The organism is Vibrio sp. Of7-15 (genome assembly GCF_022347565.1).
Classification (GTDB): Bacteria; Pseudomonadota; Gammaproteobacteria; order Enterobacterales; family Vibrionaceae; genus NORP241.
The window spans coordinates 171,296-188,084 of record NZ_JAKRGH010000001.1; the positions used below are offsets into that span (position 1 = coordinate 171,296).

Here is a 16,789-nt window from a genome sequence, read left to right on the forward strand (position 1 = left end):
AATTTATATTGAACTTAGATAATTATAATAATTCAGAGTGCTTTTTTTTTATCAGTGACATTCGAGGGTATAATGAACAATTCAAGTGCCAATGAAAAAGAAAGAACGTATGGTGAAAGAGATAACCTGATATCTACGACAGATCCTAAAAGTTACATTACATTTTCCAACGATAAATTTTGTGAGATTGCTGGTTATACTCAAGAAGAGCTGATAGGTAACCCTCATAACATCGTTCGCCACCCAGACATGCCTAAACAAGCTTTTAAGAATTTGTGGGAGGTGATTAAAACAGGTAAAACTTGGATGGGGCCTGTTAAAAATTATTGTAAAGGGAATAAAGAGTATTACTGGGTATCTGCTTTTGTAACACCAATTGTAGATGTAAATGGCCGTACTATTGAATACCAATCGGTACGTACTAAACCAAAGCGTGAGTGGGTGGAAAGGGCGATTGAGGCCTATGCAGCATTAAGGCAAGACAAGACCCCATCACGTTTACGTTATCCTCGGTTTAATCTTGGTTTAATCAGCTCAGTATTGAGTGCGTTGCTTGTTGTGTTTGCTGGTATACATCTCGCCGCAGATATGGGAGCTATGTCCATAATGATGCTGGTGGCGTCATTATTGCTGCTTTTATCCATTTTTATGCAACGCTCTCGTTTGCAACAAGTACAAAAAACAGCCAAAGCGGGTTACGATAATCCTTTCATGGAGTTTGTTTATACTTCTAAGTTGGATGACTATTCGTCTATTGAGTTAGCTTTTATTAAAAAAGAAGCGGAGCTTCGTTCTGTGGTTGCTCGTTCAATTGATACGAGTACCGTGGTGGTTAACGACGCTGAAAAAAACTTATCTGATACACAGACGATGAAAGATAATCTGACGAATCAAGTGAATGAGACCACTCAAGTTGCCACAGCGGTTACTGAACTCAATCACTCTATTCGTGAAGTTGCCGACAGTGCAAACGCTTCACGGGAACTGTCGACAGAAACTAATAATATCTCTTCTCAAGCGCAAGAAAGTGTAGATAAAACCATTGAGGTGATCAGTCAATTGAATGCTGAACTTGAGTCATCAAAAGTAACTATTGATGAACTCACGAGCAGTACGAATCAGATTGAATCTATTTTAGGTGTTATCGGCTCTATTGCGGATCAAACGAATTTATTAGCGCTAAATGCAGCAATTGAAGCGGCAAGGGCAGGTGAAGCGGGTCGAGGTTTTGCGGTTGTAGCCGATGAAGTAAGGAGTTTAGCTTCAAAAACTCAGTCTTCTACGGAAGAAATTCGTAGCATGATTGCGAACTTGCAGTCAGCTGCCAGCAAAGCAACAACGACCATGGAATCGGGGTCTGCGTTGTCGGCCTCTTGCCAAGAACAAGCGAAAGAAACTGGTGATCTCTTAATAACAATGAATGAGATGACACTAAAAGTATCGGATGCTAGTTACCAAATTGCATCAGCGGTGGAAGAGCAAGCAGATGTAACTAACTTAGTGAATGAAAGCTTGGAATCTATGCAAGAAATATCTCGCAAAAACAGTGAACTATCTGATATCTCTGTTGAGAAAACAAACGCGCTGGTTGAGCGAGTGAAAAATTTACGTTCCCTCATGGTTCAATTCCAACGTTAGGTTTACTCCAGTCTTAGTTTTGTGATTATTTTTGTGCATTATGGCGGTTTGGTATGCACTGAGCCGCCATGAGATCCCCTTACCACTTCTTGGTAAATAATGATCAATTTTCCCTATAAGAACTGCTGTGCTGTGTTACCTTTAAGTTATTCCCTCCCTCTCTTTAGTAACTAAGGTTGATCTGTGCAATTTGATGAGTTTGTTGATTTATTTGAACATTATCTAGATATATACGATGAACTAAATGAGCTGCCTGTTGAGGCGCGCAATGAACTCTATGAAGTATTGAGTCAGCCATTTACGATGGATTATCTCACGGTAATGGCTTTTATTAGCCCTTATCCAAGCCAAGATAAGCCGATGATCCAGTTGCTGGAATGGTTGGAGTATTCTGCGTCTGAGTTTGTGATTTTCAGTAGGCAATTTACTGATGAAGCAGAAGCCTCATTGCAAGAACTTAATGCTGTTTTACGAGACATTATTGCTGGGCCAGATTTTGCGATTGAGCAGGCCTATCATGCTGTGAAAATTCTGCGTGATAAAAACATCACGATTGCAGCAGACATTATTTCTGCACTGCAAGCCAACCAACTAGAAAATGCGGAATCTTCCATTCTTACAGCAGAGCAGTCAGCAGCGTCATTTAATAATCTTATCCATGAAATGGGCATTACTAATGCGGAAGAATTTGTACTTGAAATGTCCAGCGAGCTTGGCATGTTGCCCATGGGCGGCACTACCGCGATTCTCGGTTTAGTACATCATTTTGAATGGGGGATGGATGCTGGAGTACTGCTGCTAACGCACAACAATGCCATGGTAGTGTCTGAAGCCAGTGACTTTTTGAATACGCAAAGCGCTAAAGAATGGGGGCACTTAAAAAATAAGCAATATTTGAATGTGATCCGTCATTTTGTTGATGATGAACTCAGAAATAGAATTGATAGCTGGTCTAAACATGCGATGAGATATTCCCACCATGTTTTACCTTCCTGTGAAGTGGTGGATATGGTTGCCAGCATTCCAGATGGACAGAATGCATCGTGTTTGGCTGTACTCATTCAAGAAGGTGAAAGCCTTCACATGTTTGCTTGTGTATTTCGTTTAGATTTGGGGCTTGTGGATCAGAGTTACCGTCCAAATATCTCATCAGCTGATTGGGAAAATATGGTGAAGGTGTTGCAAGAACATTCAGATGCTCGCCATGTGAACACCACTTATCTTAGCTCTATTTTGCCTTGGGCCATGAGCATTCAGCAAGAGAACCAGCAACCACCTCACTTTGAAACTTTACAGTTTTTATCTATGTTGCCTCAAGCTTGGTGCATGCCACAAGCCGCTAACTTTTTGGATATTATCACAGCAAACGTAACCGATTTAAGTGAGCAAGAAATAGAAAGTTCAAGACTGATTGGTGATGTATTACCTCGGTATCTTCCTTTGATCAATACATGGACAATACAGCCGCTACCACAAGGAGCTAAAACTGTTCGTAATGTAATCAATCGTGGTTATCTTTCAGAGCGTCATGAAGTAATACAAAAGCTAGTGTTAGCGGGTTTGGTCTCCTCTAGCTCAGAACATGTGGATCAGCACATTACCCAAATTTTAATGCAAAATGCCTATGCCTTATTAACGCAAGACTTAAAACGGAAAAAACTTCCTCTTTTGGAGCATCTGTCAAATTTGTCTATTACCCAAGATCAAGAATTTATCTTGATGAAAAATCAAAATACGCTTAAAGGGCAGAAAGGTAAAGGGTATGTCATCAAAGTAGAGCTGTTAGAGAGCAAGCCTTCAGTGTGGCGTCGATTTACAGTATCAAATCAAATGGACTTGTTGTCTTTCCATATGTTAATTCAAGATGTGATGGGGTGGGAGAACGAACATTTGTTTGAGTTTACACATGGACAGAAAAATTATCGCTTCTCGGAAGAGGGCGATATGACTTTACTGGAAAGCATTCCATTGGGTGCTTTGTTGTGTGAGCCCGATGATAGTATGCTTTATACGTATGATTTTGGTGATTGTTGGGAACATAAAATCACGCTAGAAAAAATTCAAAAAGCGGATTGCGATATTCCCAAAGTAACGGCTGGTCGTAATGCTTGTCCGCCAGAAGATTGTGGTGGGGTTTTTTGTTACGAGCAGCTCCTAAAAGCCAATCGTAGGCGCAATACCGATGACTTAGAGCTTCTAGAAGATTATGGCTGGCTTGAAGAAGAGCTTACACCTTCGGTGTTTAATAAAGATGAAGTGAATGCGGTGATACGGAGCTGTTACGAAGAACTATAACCGGAGTTCGTGTATTACATAGAGGCTGAGAGTGTCGTCTCTCGGCCGATCTAAATTTCATTTACTTTTCTGCAAACTTCATTTTCATGTGCTACCTATTCTTAGCAGTTTTTTGTTTTATAAAATAATTTTTTTTAACGCATGGCGTGTAGTCATCTAAAATTTATTATCAATAGGAATGTAAATAATGTGTTTATAGCCATATAAAGAAAAACAATAATAATCAGATGATTATAGAAAAATAAAAGGTAGCGTATGAGAAGTTTATATCACTGTCTATCATTATTGATCATCTTGGTAACCTACTTTCCCCTTTTTCCAGTGTATTCGAGCGAAGGGCCTAAAAAAAATGTATTAATTCTTCACTCATATCATCAATCTTTCAAATGGACAGATGATATTAATTCAGGGATAGAGCAAGTATTTGGAGACACGTATAAAGATATAAACTTATATGTTGAGTATATGGATACTAAGCGGTTCAGTACTGATGAGCATTATCGATATCTATTTGATTTATATAGAATTAAGTATCAAAACATTAATATTGATTTGGTGATTAGTTCTGATAATAACGCGTTTAATTTTTTAAAAAAACATAATGGCGAACTATTTAATACTGCTCCTGTTGTTTTTTGTGGTGTAAACAATTTACAGCAATCGGATGTGATGGGTTTTACCAACTTTACCGGGGTTAATGAGCTTGCCAATATCAGAGAAAATTTTCTGATGATCAAACGATTTCAACCTAGAGTAAAAAACATTTATATTGTTATTGATTCAACGACAACAGGAAAAGTATTAACAAAACAAGTAAATAATATTGTTTCTGATTTTAAAGATGGTATTAAATATGAAATTATCACTAATGTTACATTAGAGGAACTGACCGAAAAAGCAAAAAACTTCTCAAAAGACAGTGCTATTTTACTCACTGTGTTTTTTAAAGGTCGTACAGGTGAATTCTATGAATATTATGAATCTTCACTGGCATTATCAGAATATTCAGAAGTGCCTTTATATGGGTTATGGGATTTTAATTTTGAGAATGGAATCATTGGTGGGTACTTAACCAGTGGACTGTTCCAAGGAAAAGAAGCCGCTTTGATGGGGATTGAAATACTTAATGGTAAATATATAAAAGATATACCGATAAAATATAAAAGCCCTAACCATTATATGTTTGATTATGAAAAATTAACAAAGTATGGCTTAGATCCTTCAGTAATCCCGTTACAAAGTTATATTATTAATCAGCCTGTTTCTATGTTTGAACTGTATAAGCAAGAAATAATAAGCGTGATAGTTTTATTTGTTTTTTGTATTTTTATAATGATACTTCAGATGTTTAATATAAAAAGAATTAATTTGGTAAAGAAAAGGGTTGAAGAAAACCTTACATTCCAACAAACATTAATTAATACGGTTGATACTCCAATTTATTTTAAAAACACAAAAGGGGTATATAAAGGTTGTAATAAAGCATTAGAAGATTTTTTTTCTAGACCAAGCTCTGAAATAATAGGAAAAACTACCGATGAAATTATCGAAGATCAAGGTATTCATACCAATATGGATAAAGAACTTCTTAGAAATGGAAAAAGTTTACAGTATGAAGGGAGTGATATTGATCATGATGGAGATGAACGTCATTTAGTTTTTTATAAAAATGCATTTTATAATCAAGATGATGAAATATCAGGCTTGGTTGGATCAATTTTTAATGTCACTCAACTAAAAAACATCTCAGAAGAGCTTCGTATTTTAAATCAAGATCTTGAACAACAAGTTTTATCCCGCACGAGAGAGTTAAATTTAGCCAAAGATCAAATTGAAGATGCATTCAAACAAACGAATGACAGCATTAAATACGCTTCGTTAATTCAGCACGCGATTATTCCCTCTGATGATGTCTTTCAGCGCTATTTTAGTGACCATTTTGCTCTTTGGTTACCCAAAGACGTGATTGGTGGTGATATCTACCTATTTGAAGAGTTACGTACCAGTAATGAGTGTTTGCTCATGGTGGTTGATTGTACAGGGCATGGTGTGCCTGGTGCATTCGTCACTATGTTAGTAAAAGCGGTAGAGCGACAAATTATTGCTAAAATATTCAGTGATCCAAGTTTAGAAGTCAGCCCAGCTTGGATGCTTAGCTACTTTAACAAAACCATTAAAACTCTACTCAGACAAGACTGTGAGGATGGCACGAGCAATGCGGGCTTTGATGCGGCAATTGTTTATTACAATAAAGAAAATAATACCTTTAAATATGCTGGAGCGGTGATCCCACTATTTTACGTTGAGGAGGGAGAAATGAACATCATAAAAGGCGACCGCCACTCTGTGGGTTATAGAAAAAGCGATAGTAATTATGTTTTTACTGAGCATACGATTGAGGTTAAAGAAGGCATGCAGTTTTATTTATCTACGGATGGTTATGTTGATCAAAATGGTGGGGAGAAAGGGTTTCCATTGGGTAAAAAACAGTTTAAGAAAACAATTATGGATAACTTAGATCAAAGTATGACTATTCAAAGAGAAGCATTAATTGAACAGCTAAGAGTATATCAAAACAGTGAATCTAGAACAGATGATATTACAATAGTCGCGGTGAAGATATAGATATTCTATGATTATAAACCCATAGGGATAACAGTATTATGGATATTAGAAAAATACAAAATATTGTTGAGAATGAAGGAATCATATTTCTAACATATGGCGGTTTCTTATCTCAAACTTTAATATCAAGCATGACGGAGGCATTAGAAAAAGAAGCTGAACACAATGAATTAAGAATGGGAATTGCAAACGACATATTCACGATATTTATCGAGCTAGCCCAAAATATCATGCATTATGGAAAATCTTCTGATGAAGGAAAAATTCCGAAAAGAGCTGAGGGGTTGATTGTTGTCGGAAAAGACAGCGAAGATAATTACTATATACACAGTCAAAATATCATATCTAAGAATGATGTGGAACTAATGACACCAATATTGAGTGAAATAAAGTCATTAGGTCGTGTCGATATAAAAAAACGGTATCGAGAAATTAGAAAAAATAATAAAAGGGGAGAGCATAAAGGTGCAGGTTTTGGTTTTTATGAAATTGCCAAACGCTGCACAAGTATAGACTATGAGTTTACTCCTTATAGTGATGACATGTTTTATTTCCAATTTAAAACATTAGTTAATTCTAAGAAGGAGAAATAAATATGGAAAATCTTGATATTGTAGAAACCAAATATACACCTAACATTCAAATGAATGTAGATGGCACGATTTCAATCAAAGGGAAATCTTACCCTGAAAATACATTTGAATTTTATGAGCCAGTCATGGCTTGGATGGAGGCACTTTTTGAGCAAGAGAATACGAATATAGTGGTGATAAATTTTGAGATTACCTATTTTAACTCTAGTAGCTCAAAGCTGTTTTTTGATTTTTTTGATTTGTTAGAAGAAAAAAATGACGAATTTGATATTACAATTAATTGGAGGTATGAAGAAGAAAATGAAAGTGCGGAAGAAGCTGGTGAAGATTTTATTGAAGATTTTGAAGAATTAACCATTAATTTGGTTAAAATTGGGAGTGACGATGGATGTTCATGAAAATAAAATTATTTCTGAAATTGAAGCGTTACAGGAAGACTTTGTTAAAGTCACTGAAAAGCTGATTAAAGACGTCCGTCGTCAAGACAAAATCATGGCGCGGAGTGATAAGAGGCAACAACTTGAATATGATGAGCTGCAGCGTAAATTTACGGAAATTGCGGCACTTCAAAAAGAGATAGAAGACACTCAAAAAGAAGTGATTTTTACCATGGGTGCTATTGGTGAGAGCCGGAGTAAAGAAACGGGCAATCATGTAAAGCGAGTGGCGGAATATTCGAAAAACTTTGCTTTGTTTTATGGTTTGTCTCTAGAAGATGCTGAGATGTTAAAGCAAGTCTCACCTATGCACGATATTGGAAAAGTCGCGATACCAGACTCAATTCTAAATAAGCCCGCTAGGCTCACTGATGAAGAGTGGTTGGTGATGAAAGAGCATGCCAACTTAGGATACGAGATGCTCAAGCATTCTCAGCGGCCATTATTAAAAATGGCAGCCATTGTTGCCCATCAGCATCATGAAAAATACGATGGAACAGGTTATCCCCAAGGCTTGAAAGGTGAAGACATTCATATTTATGGGCGTATTACCGCCATTGCTGATGTGTTTGATGCGTTAGGTAGCAAACGAGCATATAAAGATGCGTGGCCAGATGAAAATATCTTTAAGCTATTTAATGAGGAAAAAGGCCGTCATTTTGATCCGAAGTTGATTGATATATTTTTTGATAATATAGACGTTTTTTTTGGTATTCGAATGAAATATAAAGAGCATTAATTGTTTTTGGGTTCTGATGACGTTTTTCAGAGTAATCTTTTTCAATGTCATGGTAATTGATGATTTATGAAAAATCGGCATACATAATGGATTCTGAGGTGCTAATCTGATTGGTGGTTGATAGGCGAGGACAAAATATTCATGAGTTTTATTCTTAATCCGGCAGACGTTGCCAGTCAATTCCAGCAAGACATTCGGTCCGAAATTAGTACGTTACCCGAACCACTAAAAATTATTGGCTTTTTATCTACCGATAATGGTCCATCTCATACTTATGCTCAATATACCAAGCAAGCTTGCGAAGAAATTGGCATTGAATTTGAGCTTTGTACTTTGCCCAAAGAGGATCTGGAAGCGGCGATTTTAGTTGCAAATGAAGATGAATCGGTACATGGTATTTTTGTTTATTATCCGGTTTTCACTGGCGAAAAAGATGAGCGTATTCGCAATCAAGTGGATCCGACAAAAGATGTGGAAGGGCTGTGTCAGCATTGGACTCATAAACTGTACACGAACGATCGATGTGTCAGCCATGATCACGAAGATACCCGCAAGGCGATTCTGCCATGTACGCCGTTGGCGATGATTAAGTTGTTGGAAGCGGTTGGGGCGTATGATAATTCAGTTTCAGCGCCGCTCAATGGTAAAGTCGTGAGCATCTTTAATCGCAGTGAAGTGGTCGGCCGACCGTTAGCAGCCATGCTTTCTAACGACGGGGCACAAGTGTATTCTTTTGACGAAAATGGCGCTCAATTAATCGAAGGGGAAAACGCAAAGGATATTAAAATTTCTCGGGAAGAGGCGCTATCCTTGTCTGACATTGTGATAACAGGGGTCCCAAGTAACGAGTTTCCTCAAATCCATGCCAGTGAATTAAAGCCTGGAGTGATTGCATTTAACTTTTCCTCCTGCACAAATTTAGCGGATGATGTGACCGACTTTGCGGATAAAACCATTTTACGCATCGGCCCGGTAACGGTCACCATGTGTATGCGAAATGCACTGCGTTTGTATCGAAACTTTCACAGCAACCGCGCACTCAATACTTCGGAGTAGTTAAAGCAGTACAGAGAGGCGGCCGAAATTGGAGAGCATGTTGTCTAACGTGTTAACTCTGCGGGTAATAGTTTGAGAGCCACCGTGATGGCTTGGATGCTTTTTGAGTCCCCCGCCATTTTTTCCATTAACAGCTTTGCGGCTTCCAGCCCTGTTTGTTCGTATTGTAAATCGGCCGCAAATATATCGGGGCGAATAAACTGGATTTGATCATTGATCCCCACTGCGGTAAGTGGGAATTGGGTTTTGTTTTCTCGTAACAAATGGATGAGGGCACCAGTTGTTAAGCGTTCAGTACCACAAAGCAGGCCATCGATACCTTGTTCGAGGAGTTGTTGGCACCCGTTTTCACCTTGTTGGTATTTCATGTCGGATAAGCGATAAATAGGACGAAATCCCGATTTTTCACAGCATTTTCTGTATGTTTCGACACGTTCATGACCAGTTACTAAGTCTTCTTCATGCATACCCAAAAAGCCAATACTTTTACAGCCCTGAGCCAGTAAGTGGTCAAAACAGGCTTCAACGGCTTGTGTGTTATTGGTGGTCACAGAAGAAATATTGTCTGGTTTGCTTGCAATCGTAACAATATTGCCTTGGAACAGTTCAGGATCTGGGGTGATTAATCCGGTATAGCCAAAATAAATGAGTCCTTCGACCTTTTTTTGTGCCATAAGGCGAACGTAAGTGTCGAATAACTCTTGCTGCATCTGGCATTCTAAAATCATTACCTCGTAGTTGTGGCTATGAAAAAACTGGCTGAGCTGACTTAGTGCTTGGCTTTCGGCGCTGGATTGTAAGCGGGTAATAATGATACCAATGGTTTTTATTGGCTGATTATTCATAGCACGAGCAACCGCTGAAGGGGTATAACCCACCTCGTTAATGATTTCGTTTACTTTAGCTAGGGTTTCAGGTTTCACATTAGGATCATTGTTGATAACCCTAGATACTGTTGATTTTCCCACGCCAGCTAGCTTTGCTATGTCTCTAATTGTTAATTTTTTCATTAACTTCCGCTTTAAATACTCGTGCTGTAGAGCCTTATTATAACGACCAAATAGAGAAAGACTATTTAGAAAATCAATGTGCCTCTGATCACAAATTCAGCACTACAACTTTATTCTTTCTGATGATTTATGGATTATAAAGGGACCGGTCCCAATGCGAGTTAAATTATAAATCAAAAATGGGGTTGTGTCTTTTTTACGTGGAGGTGGGACTGGTCCCATTATAAATATGGATACAAAAAAACAAATAGAACATCTTATCGATTTGATCGGTGGAAAAGATAATATTGCTTCTGTCACACACTGTCTAACACGCTTGCGTTTTGTGTTAAAAGACACGGCTCAAGCCTCACCGGAGCAAATAGAAACGAAAATTCCTGCTGTTAAAGGCTGCTTTGTTAATGCAGGCCAATTTCAAGTGATTATTGGTACAGATGTTGATCAGTATTACAAAGAGCTGATTGCACAAACGGGATCAAGTGGTGCTTCCAAAGAAGAAGCAAAGCAGGCTGCTAAAGTGAACATGAATTGGTTCGAGCGTGGATTAACCAATCTTGCTGAGTTATTTGTTCCTGTTTTGCCTGCCATTATCACTGGTGGTCTAATTTTAGGCTTCCGTAATATCATGGAAATTGATTTTACGGGGAATGGCGCTTTGGTTAACCAATCACAGTTTTGGACAGCGTTACATCAATTTTTGTGGTTAATCGGCGAAGCAGTATTTCATTTCTTACCAGTAGCAATTTGTTGGTCTACGGTGAAAAAACTAGGTGGCTCGCCAGTTCTCGGCATTATTTTGGGGATCACTTTGGTATCTCCACAATTAATGAATGCGTATGGGATTGGTTCTCAGATACCTGAAGTATGGGACTTTGGGTGGATCACCATTGAAAAAGTAGGTTACCAAGCACAGGTGATTCCAGCCATACTTGCTGGTGTTTTTCTGGCAATGGTTGAGGTCCGTTTAGCGCGTTTAATTCCTTCTTATTTACACCAAGTCACGGTGCCATTGATTAGTGTCACGTTAGCTGTTTTTGTGGCACATGCTGTGATTGGTCCATTTGGTCGTATGATTGGTGATGCGTTTGGGCAGCTAGTGTTAACCGCTATGACGGGTGAGTATGGGGTACTGTTCTCTTCGGTATTTGGTTTCTTGTATGCACCATTAGTGGTAACAGGCATTCACCACACCACCAATGCTGTAGATATGCAATTGTTCCAAACTGTAGGAGGCACTCCGGTATTTCCTTTGATCACGTTATCAAACATTGCTCAAGGCTCAGCGGTTATCGGTGTGCTGTTGGCGAGTAAGAAAAAATCTGAGCGTGATGTTTCTGTTCCTGCGGCATTGTCGGCATACCTTGGTGTGACCGAGCCTGCCATGTACGGTGTGAACCTGAAATACAAATTCCCTATGCTATGTGCCATGATTGGTTCAGCAACAGCTGCTGCGGTATGTGGTTTGTCTGGTGTCTTATCAAACGGTATTGGTAATGGTGGTTTGTTGGGGATTTTATCTATTCAGCCGCAATTTTGGATGACATTCTTATTGGCGATGTTAGTGGCGATTATTGTTCCTATTGCATTAACCATGATGGTATTTAAATCGGGGAAGTTTAGCGCGAAACAAAAAGTTGTTGCTTAAACACTTTTAGGTTATTAACGCCGCCTTGTTTTGAGGCGGCGTTTTTTTGTGTTTATTCGCTAATTTATAAATAAGCTTACGGCTTGTTGTCTATTCAAGTATGCAAATTTTTCTATTTTGGTTTATGGTTGAAGAATACTAATAGGTAAACGGCTAGTGACAAAGGATGGTTTGAATGTATGCATTAGACAGCCATGAAGAAATAGATAACCCCCTTATTTGGCCAATTCTCAGTATTTTGGAAGAGCAACCAAACGATTGGAAAGTTCATACATTAGCAGCAAAGTTGAAAGAACAAGGGCTGATGCATGGGTTAGATAATAATTCAGATCTGGATTTATTCAAGCGTAACTTTTTGATGATGAATGCGTTATATCAGCTCCAAGAAATTTTGATGCCAAAGCAGTGGTTGCAAGTAGAAGCGATGGACATTCGCTTAATGTGGCACGGTCACGCGACGGGTTTTGATGATCATGAAATCGAAGTGGATGATCCATTACGAGAATACTATATGGATTGGTCTCACTATGAGGCGAACCAAGAAGAAGTGAAGCTGTTACTCAACACATTTTGGAAGCGATATAAAAGACACATTGGCAGTAGTGTTACGCCAATTAAACGCCTCAAAGCTTTACGAATTCTTGAACTGGATGAAACGGCAACGTCAAAAGACATTCGTCGTCAGTGGCGAAAGCTGGCGTTGAAATGGCATCCTGATCGCCCTGATGGTGATCCGCAACGTTTCCGTGCAGCATGTGAAGCCTGGAATAGTTTGCGTGAAATGGATACGCAACTTTAACGGTTATTACTTCTTTTCTCTTCGGGGCGACTTTTACGCCCCGTTGTTCGTTTACGGATTTTTATAATGCGCAGCTTAGCCTACGGGTGGGAATGTTATTTCCTTTTCCGTGGCAGTTAAAATAGCAATTTTTGTCGGTTTGCCTTCTTTATCGAGATGTAACTCACCAATGGCGCTTTGATTGACTAGGCGGTTATTATTTGGCAGATCAGGATCTCGCTTAAGAATTTTCAGCCGTTTACGCTTTGTTAGTAAGTTTAAGGGGGAATGCGGACTGTACAGCGCTCGGTCCATCACATCACAAAATCTCAACAAGGCATTGGGGAACTCATTTTTAATACCACTCGATGTGATCTGGAAAATGTTGGGGCTGGATTTTCGAAAACGCAATTTGATGTCGTAGGCAAAAGAATAATGCACATCCCCCGATAAAATCACAAAGTTGGTTGGGGTTTTTGTGTGTGTGAAAATACTAAGTAGTGTATTGGCAGAGCCTGGGTGTGCCATCCAGTTTTCGGCGTCAATGAGCAGTGGGTAGCCTAGCCATGTCATCCCACGTTGCAGCATTTCTATGAATTTCACACCAAACATGGGTGCCGCAGAGATGATGATCACCGCGGGTTCATCCAGTAATTCTTGTTGAAATTCGGTTAGGGCTTCCCAGTCCATTAAGCCGGATGGTTTATTCATTTTAGACTCAGATCGCCAGCGACGGGTGCGAGTATCAAGAACCACCATTTTGGGTGTCGTGTTAATGGTGTAGTGCCACTGTTCAAAGCGATAAAGGTGAGCAATAAAGCGATCTTGGTTTTGGGCGTTTGGTGCTTTGAAGTACTGTGTAGCTAGGGTAAGAAACTCCGAATTAAATTTTTCTGGCGCATTCCCCCAGCCTTGGCATAACCAATAACTTAATAAGCCATTACCGATAATACGGCGTGAGAAATTGTTGTCGTTAGCGGCTTTTTCCCATCCAACCGTTAGGTTCCAATCATCCGTTACATCATGATCGTCGAATATCATATACGTCGGAATATGGGCCAGTAAGCGCTGAACTTGAGCTAAACCAGCCACAAAATCGTCGATGTGCTTTTTCTCTTCATGCCAAGCTTGTTGCCACTTTTCAGGAATGGTTTTACCTGCCCACTGAAAATTTTGATGTTTTAGTCGCTCTCTGTCTACTAGATCCCATAACTGAGGTGACCACATTAATAAGTACATGGCGAAAAACTCAGCAAAGGTAATTAAATGGTTTTCCGATTCACGAGAGCTAAAAATAGGAATGGCATGATTTGGTTTTATCTTACTAAGCCATGATTGAGGGTCGCTGTAATGAGGTAATAATTTATCTCGGCCATAGAAGTTATGGTGATGTTCATAAATCGAGCGGGAATCCGGTAATTCACCATCTGTGAAGTGTTCATCGGGTAGTCCTAGCAGTGAAATCACTTGTTGGATGGCATCCAGTGTTGGCCCTGCGACATGATCGGCATAGATTTGGTCACCACTCATCATTAATAGTGCTGGGCGATCGTTCTCTGGCAGAGTGGCTATTTTGTTGTCTGCTGCCACCAAACTATCTGGGCTGTTGTGGTGCGGGTTTCGGCAGGAGCCGTGTAACACATAATCAGCCGCTGGTTTAATAACAAAGCTTGGGCGCTGTGCATCTGTGTATAGGAGGTGAGGTATTAGCTCAGATAAGGTGCCATCAGGTGTGGTTAACTGGTATTCCAATGGTGTATTTATTGGGAATTGCCCAGTAAAGTGGGCTAGGGTTACCCAAGCGTGAGTACCAATTTGGATTTGTTGTTCATTTTTCATGGGGGCGCTAAAAATGGCACTGTTTGGTTCGTGTTTGCTAAACAGTTCAAATTTTCCGATCAAAGGCTCCGTCGTCACTATCCACACTGTGATTTCAGTGGGAGTGACTTTCCTAAGAATAGGGCCAGCAATAATCAAAGGTAGATCTGTTGTTGATGAAGCAGCATGAAGAAACATGAAACAAATAATCCAATGAAAAAGAAAACAAACCGCATCATACCTCGTTAGAAGAGCGGCTCCAATTGCCTTTGCGTTACTTTATATTGCAGAGTTAGATCAACAATTTTAAGAAATAATGTATAGATTGTGAGATCAATGGCATGAATATATTAGAAACCGAAGAGCTTTAATGATTTGTTGCTACGCTTATTTTGATTTTTACATACACGGAGGTTATAGAATGAAGATCAAAGTAGATGATGATAAAACCCTTTTTGTTAATGGAAAGGAGGTGGACAACAAACCACTAAAAGTATTTTTGAGCTTGATGGCCATTTCCGCAGTGAGTTTACTTGTTACTTTAATTGTGTTTTCTTTTTTACCTCTAGCAACCATGATGTTTTCTGATTTATCGGGCGGAGGTGTATTTGTTATCGCTAGCCTGTTTGTTTTGCTTATGCCAATTGTATTTTTAGTATTGCTCCCAGCCACTTTCTTTCACGGTTTAGGGCGCGTTTTCTCCAAATAGCTTAACTTTAAATGAGTGATGGTGATTTGGAGCTGTGGTAATGAAGTCGGATTACTGTGTGGTACTGACCACGTTTACAGATGATGAAAATGGTCAATTAATCATAAACTCATTAATAAAAGAGCATTTAGCGGCTTGTATTCAAGTACAAGCCATTAAAAGCTATTACCGCTGGAAAGGCACAGTACATTGTGATGATGAAAAGCTGTTATTCATTAAAACTAAGCAGTCACTGTACCTAGAAGTGGAAAAAAATATTCTTGTTCACCATGCCTATGAGACCCCAGAAATTATCCAGTTGCCAATAACTGGAGGATTCATTGGTTATCTTGATTGGATTGAAGACGAGTGCCGATGAATTGCATCTTTAGCTATAGATTTGAAATATTTTGTTACTTTTTAGCTATAGCTTTGAAATATTTTGTTACTTTTTTGCTGTGTGTTAACCAAGTTATTAATATTCGGTGATATTATTCAGCCATACAAATCAAACTGGATTAATTAGGTAATGGCGGGACTGAGTTTATTAACATTATTGGATGATATTGCCACGGTTTTAGACGATGTGGCACTCATGTCTAAAGTTGCGGCAAAGAAGACAGCAGGTGTGTTGGGGGATGATTTAGCGCTGAATGCTCAGCAGGTATCGGGTGTGGCTGCGGAACGTGAGATCCCTGTGGTATGGTCGGTGGCTAAAGGCTCTTTTCGTAATAAATTGATTTTAGTGCCAGCAGCGTTACTTATGAGCGCACTTGCGCCTTGGTTGATTGTGCCGTGTTTATTGCTTGGTGGACTATTTCTCTGTTTTGAAGGCGCGGAGAAAATCATTGAAAAACTGTTTCATAAAAAAGATTCACAGGAAGAAGAAAACGGCTTACAAAGTGAATCTGCGCTAGACAGTGACAGTATTGAGCAATACGAAAAGAAAAAAATTGCAGGGGCCATAAGAACAGATTTTATTCTTTCAGCAGAAATCATTGTGATTGCTTTAGGTACAGTTCAAGAGCAAGCCATGGCTACTCAGGTATTAGTGGTGAGTTTGATTGCGCTCGTTATGACCATCGGGGTTTATGGTTTAGTTGCGGGGATCGTTAAGCTCGATGATTTGGGTTTTTACTTTCAACGTCGAAGTGAAGGGAAAGGGCCGTTAGCGGTTATCGGTACAGGGTTAGTTTCCTTTGCTCCTAAATTAATGCGATTTTTAACTGTCATTGGTACAGCGGCTATGTTTTTAGTGGGTGGTGGTATTGTGGTACACAGTGTTCCTGCTATCCATCACCTTATCGAACCTATACTGTTTGAATTACCGAAAATTACGTTAGTCACAGCCATTGTTCCTGCTCTGCTGAATGGGGTTGTCGGTTTAGTGGCTGGTGCGGTTGTAGTGGGTGTTGTTACTCTGGCTTCTAAATTACGCACTGCATTGTAGGTTAATTTTTTCTCATA

The 16,789-nt window shown here is 39.3% G+C and carries 14 protein-coding genes; 12 read left to right on the forward strand and 2 right to left on the reverse strand.

The window, feature by feature from the left end; genetic code table 11:
* Window positions 1–72 precede the first annotated feature (72 nt).
* The 7 genes from MHO82_RS00695 to MHO82_RS00725 all read left to right on the forward strand — a co-directional run bounded on the left by MHO82_RS00695 (window position 73) and on the right by MHO82_RS00725 (window position 9,383).
* Window positions 73–1,638 (forward strand): PAS domain-containing methyl-accepting chemotaxis protein, encoded by a 1,566-nt coding sequence (locus MHO82_RS00695; RefSeq protein WP_239181927.1) that lies wholly within the window; start codon window positions 73–75, stop codon window positions 1,636–1,638.
* A 183-nt stretch (window positions 1,639–1,821) separates the two neighbouring features.
* Window positions 1,822–3,933 (forward strand): plasmid pRiA4b ORF-3 family protein, encoded by a 2,112-nt coding sequence (locus MHO82_RS25840; RefSeq protein WP_239181928.1) that lies wholly within the window; start codon window positions 1,822–1,824, stop codon window positions 3,931–3,933.
* 465 nt (window positions 3,934–4,398) lie between these two features.
* On the forward strand, window positions 4,399–6,558 hold the full coding sequence (locus MHO82_RS00705; protein WP_239181929.1) for an ABC transporter substrate binding protein: 2,160 nt from the start codon (window positions 4,399–4,401) through the stop codon (window positions 6,556–6,558).
* Window positions 6,559–6,596: 38 nt separating this feature from the next.
* Complete coding sequence (locus tag MHO82_RS00710) at window positions 6,597–7,151, forward strand: SiaB family protein kinase (protein WP_239181930.1); 555 nt, start codon at window positions 6,597–6,599, stop codon at window positions 7,149–7,151.
* A 2-nt stretch (window positions 7,152–7,153) separates the two neighbouring features.
* Window positions 7,154–7,549: a DUF1987 domain-containing protein gene (locus MHO82_RS00715; protein WP_239181931.1), complete on the forward strand. Its 396-nt coding sequence runs from the start codon at window positions 7,154–7,156 to the stop codon at window positions 7,547–7,549.
* Window positions 7,536–8,327 (forward strand): HD domain-containing phosphohydrolase, encoded by a 792-nt coding sequence (locus MHO82_RS00720; RefSeq protein WP_239181932.1) that lies wholly within the window; start codon window positions 7,536–7,538, stop codon window positions 8,325–8,327. Before MHO82_RS00715 ends, MHO82_RS00720 begins: the two co-directional genes overlap by 14 nt.
* A gap of 141 nt (window positions 8,328–8,468) precedes the next feature.
* Window positions 8,469–9,383 (forward strand): bifunctional methylenetetrahydrofolate dehydrogenase/methenyltetrahydrofolate cyclohydrolase, encoded by a 915-nt coding sequence (locus tag MHO82_RS00725; protein WP_239181933.1) that lies wholly within the window; start codon window positions 8,469–8,471, stop codon window positions 9,381–9,383.
* Window positions 9,384–9,427: 44 nt separating this feature from the next.
* On the opposite strand, the gene MHO82_RS00730 is transcribed toward MHO82_RS00725, so the two are convergent.
* The gene (locus MHO82_RS00730) at window positions 9,428–10,393 is read right to left on the reverse strand and encodes a LacI family DNA-binding transcriptional regulator (RefSeq protein WP_239181934.1); all 966 of its coding nucleotides are present in this window, start codon (window positions 10,391–10,393) and stop codon (window positions 9,428–9,430) included.
* Window positions 10,394–10,616: 223 nt separating this feature from the next.
* Between MHO82_RS00730 and treB the strand changes: the two genes are divergently transcribed.
* Together treB and MHO82_RS00740 are read left to right on the forward strand one after the other, a co-directional pair.
* Complete coding sequence (treB, locus tag MHO82_RS00735; RefSeq protein ID WP_239182267.1) at window positions 10,617–12,038, forward strand: PTS trehalose transporter subunit IIBC; 1,422 nt, start codon at window positions 10,617–10,619, stop codon at window positions 12,036–12,038.
* Between the two features lie 175 nt (window positions 12,039–12,213).
* Window positions 12,214–12,837 carry a DNA-J related domain-containing protein gene (locus MHO82_RS00740; protein ID WP_239181935.1) on the forward strand — a complete coding sequence of 208 codons (624 nt, stop codon included), beginning with the start codon at window positions 12,214–12,216 and terminating at the stop codon, window positions 12,835–12,837.
* Window positions 12,838–12,912: 75 nt separating this feature from the next.
* Here MHO82_RS00740 and MHO82_RS00745 read toward each other — a convergent pair whose 3' ends face one another.
* Window positions 12,913–14,832 carry an alkaline phosphatase D family protein gene (locus MHO82_RS00745; RefSeq protein WP_239181936.1) on the reverse strand — a complete coding sequence of 640 codons (1,920 nt, stop codon included), beginning with the start codon at window positions 14,830–14,832 and terminating at the stop codon, window positions 12,913–12,915.
* Between the two features lie 223 nt (window positions 14,833–15,055).
* Here MHO82_RS00745 and MHO82_RS00750 point away from each other — a divergent pair, with 223 nt between their 5' ends.
* The 3 genes from MHO82_RS00750 (at window position 15,056) to MHO82_RS00760 (ending at window position 16,772) form a co-directional block, all read left to right on the forward strand.
* Complete coding sequence (locus MHO82_RS00750; RefSeq protein WP_239181937.1) at window positions 15,056–15,343, forward strand: hypothetical protein; 288 nt, start codon at window positions 15,056–15,058, stop codon at window positions 15,341–15,343.
* Between the two features lie 40 nt (window positions 15,344–15,383).
* Window positions 15,384–15,701, forward strand: coding sequence for a divalent-cation tolerance protein CutA (gene cutA, locus MHO82_RS00755; protein WP_239181938.1), 318 nt, complete (start codon window positions 15,384–15,386; stop codon window positions 15,699–15,701).
* 150 nt (window positions 15,702–15,851) lie between these two features.
* Window positions 15,852–16,772 carry a DUF808 domain-containing protein gene (locus MHO82_RS00760; RefSeq protein ID WP_239181939.1) on the forward strand — a complete coding sequence of 307 codons (921 nt, stop codon included), beginning with the start codon at window positions 15,852–15,854 and terminating at the stop codon, window positions 16,770–16,772.
* The last annotated feature ends 17 nt before the right edge of the window (window positions 16,773–16,789 follow it).

Coding starts and splice junctions, on each gene's coding strand:
- MHO82_RS00695 (WP_239181927.1), top strand. CDS start 73: ATGAACAATTCAAGTGCCAATGAAAAAGAAAGAACGTATGGTGAAAGA.
- MHO82_RS00705 (WP_239181929.1), top strand. CDS start 4,399: ATGGATACTAAGCGGTTCAGTACTGATGAGCATTATCGATATCTATTT.
- MHO82_RS00710 (WP_239181930.1), top strand. CDS start 6,597: ATGGATATTAGAAAAATACAAAATATTGTTGAGAATGAAGGAATCATA.
- MHO82_RS00715 (WP_239181931.1), top strand. CDS start 7,154: ATGGAAAATCTTGATATTGTAGAAACCAAATATACACCTAACATTCAA.
- MHO82_RS00720 (WP_239181932.1), top strand. CDS start 7,536: ATGGATGTTCATGAAAATAAAATTATTTCTGAAATTGAAGCGTTACAG.
- MHO82_RS00725 (WP_239181933.1), top strand. CDS start 8,469: ATGAGTTTTATTCTTAATCCGGCAGACGTTGCCAGTCAATTCCAGCAA.
- MHO82_RS00730 (WP_239181934.1), bottom strand. CDS start 10,393: ATGAAAAAATTAACAATTAGAGACATAGCAAAGCTAGCTGGCGTGGGA.
- MHO82_RS00740 (WP_239181935.1), top strand. CDS start 12,214: ATGTATGCATTAGACAGCCATGAAGAAATAGATAACCCCCTTATTTGG.
- MHO82_RS00745 (WP_239181936.1), bottom strand. CDS start 14,832: ATGTTTCTTCATGCTGCTTCATCAACAACAGATCTACCTTTGATTATT.
- MHO82_RS00750 (WP_239181937.1), top strand. CDS start 15,056: ATGAAGATCAAAGTAGATGATGATAAAACCCTTTTTGTTAATGGAAAG.
- cutA (WP_239181938.1), top strand. CDS start 15,384: ATGAAGTCGGATTACTGTGTGGTACTGACCACGTTTACAGATGATGAA.
- MHO82_RS00760 (WP_239181939.1), top strand. CDS start 15,852: ATGGCGGGACTGAGTTTATTAACATTATTGGATGATATTGCCACGGTT.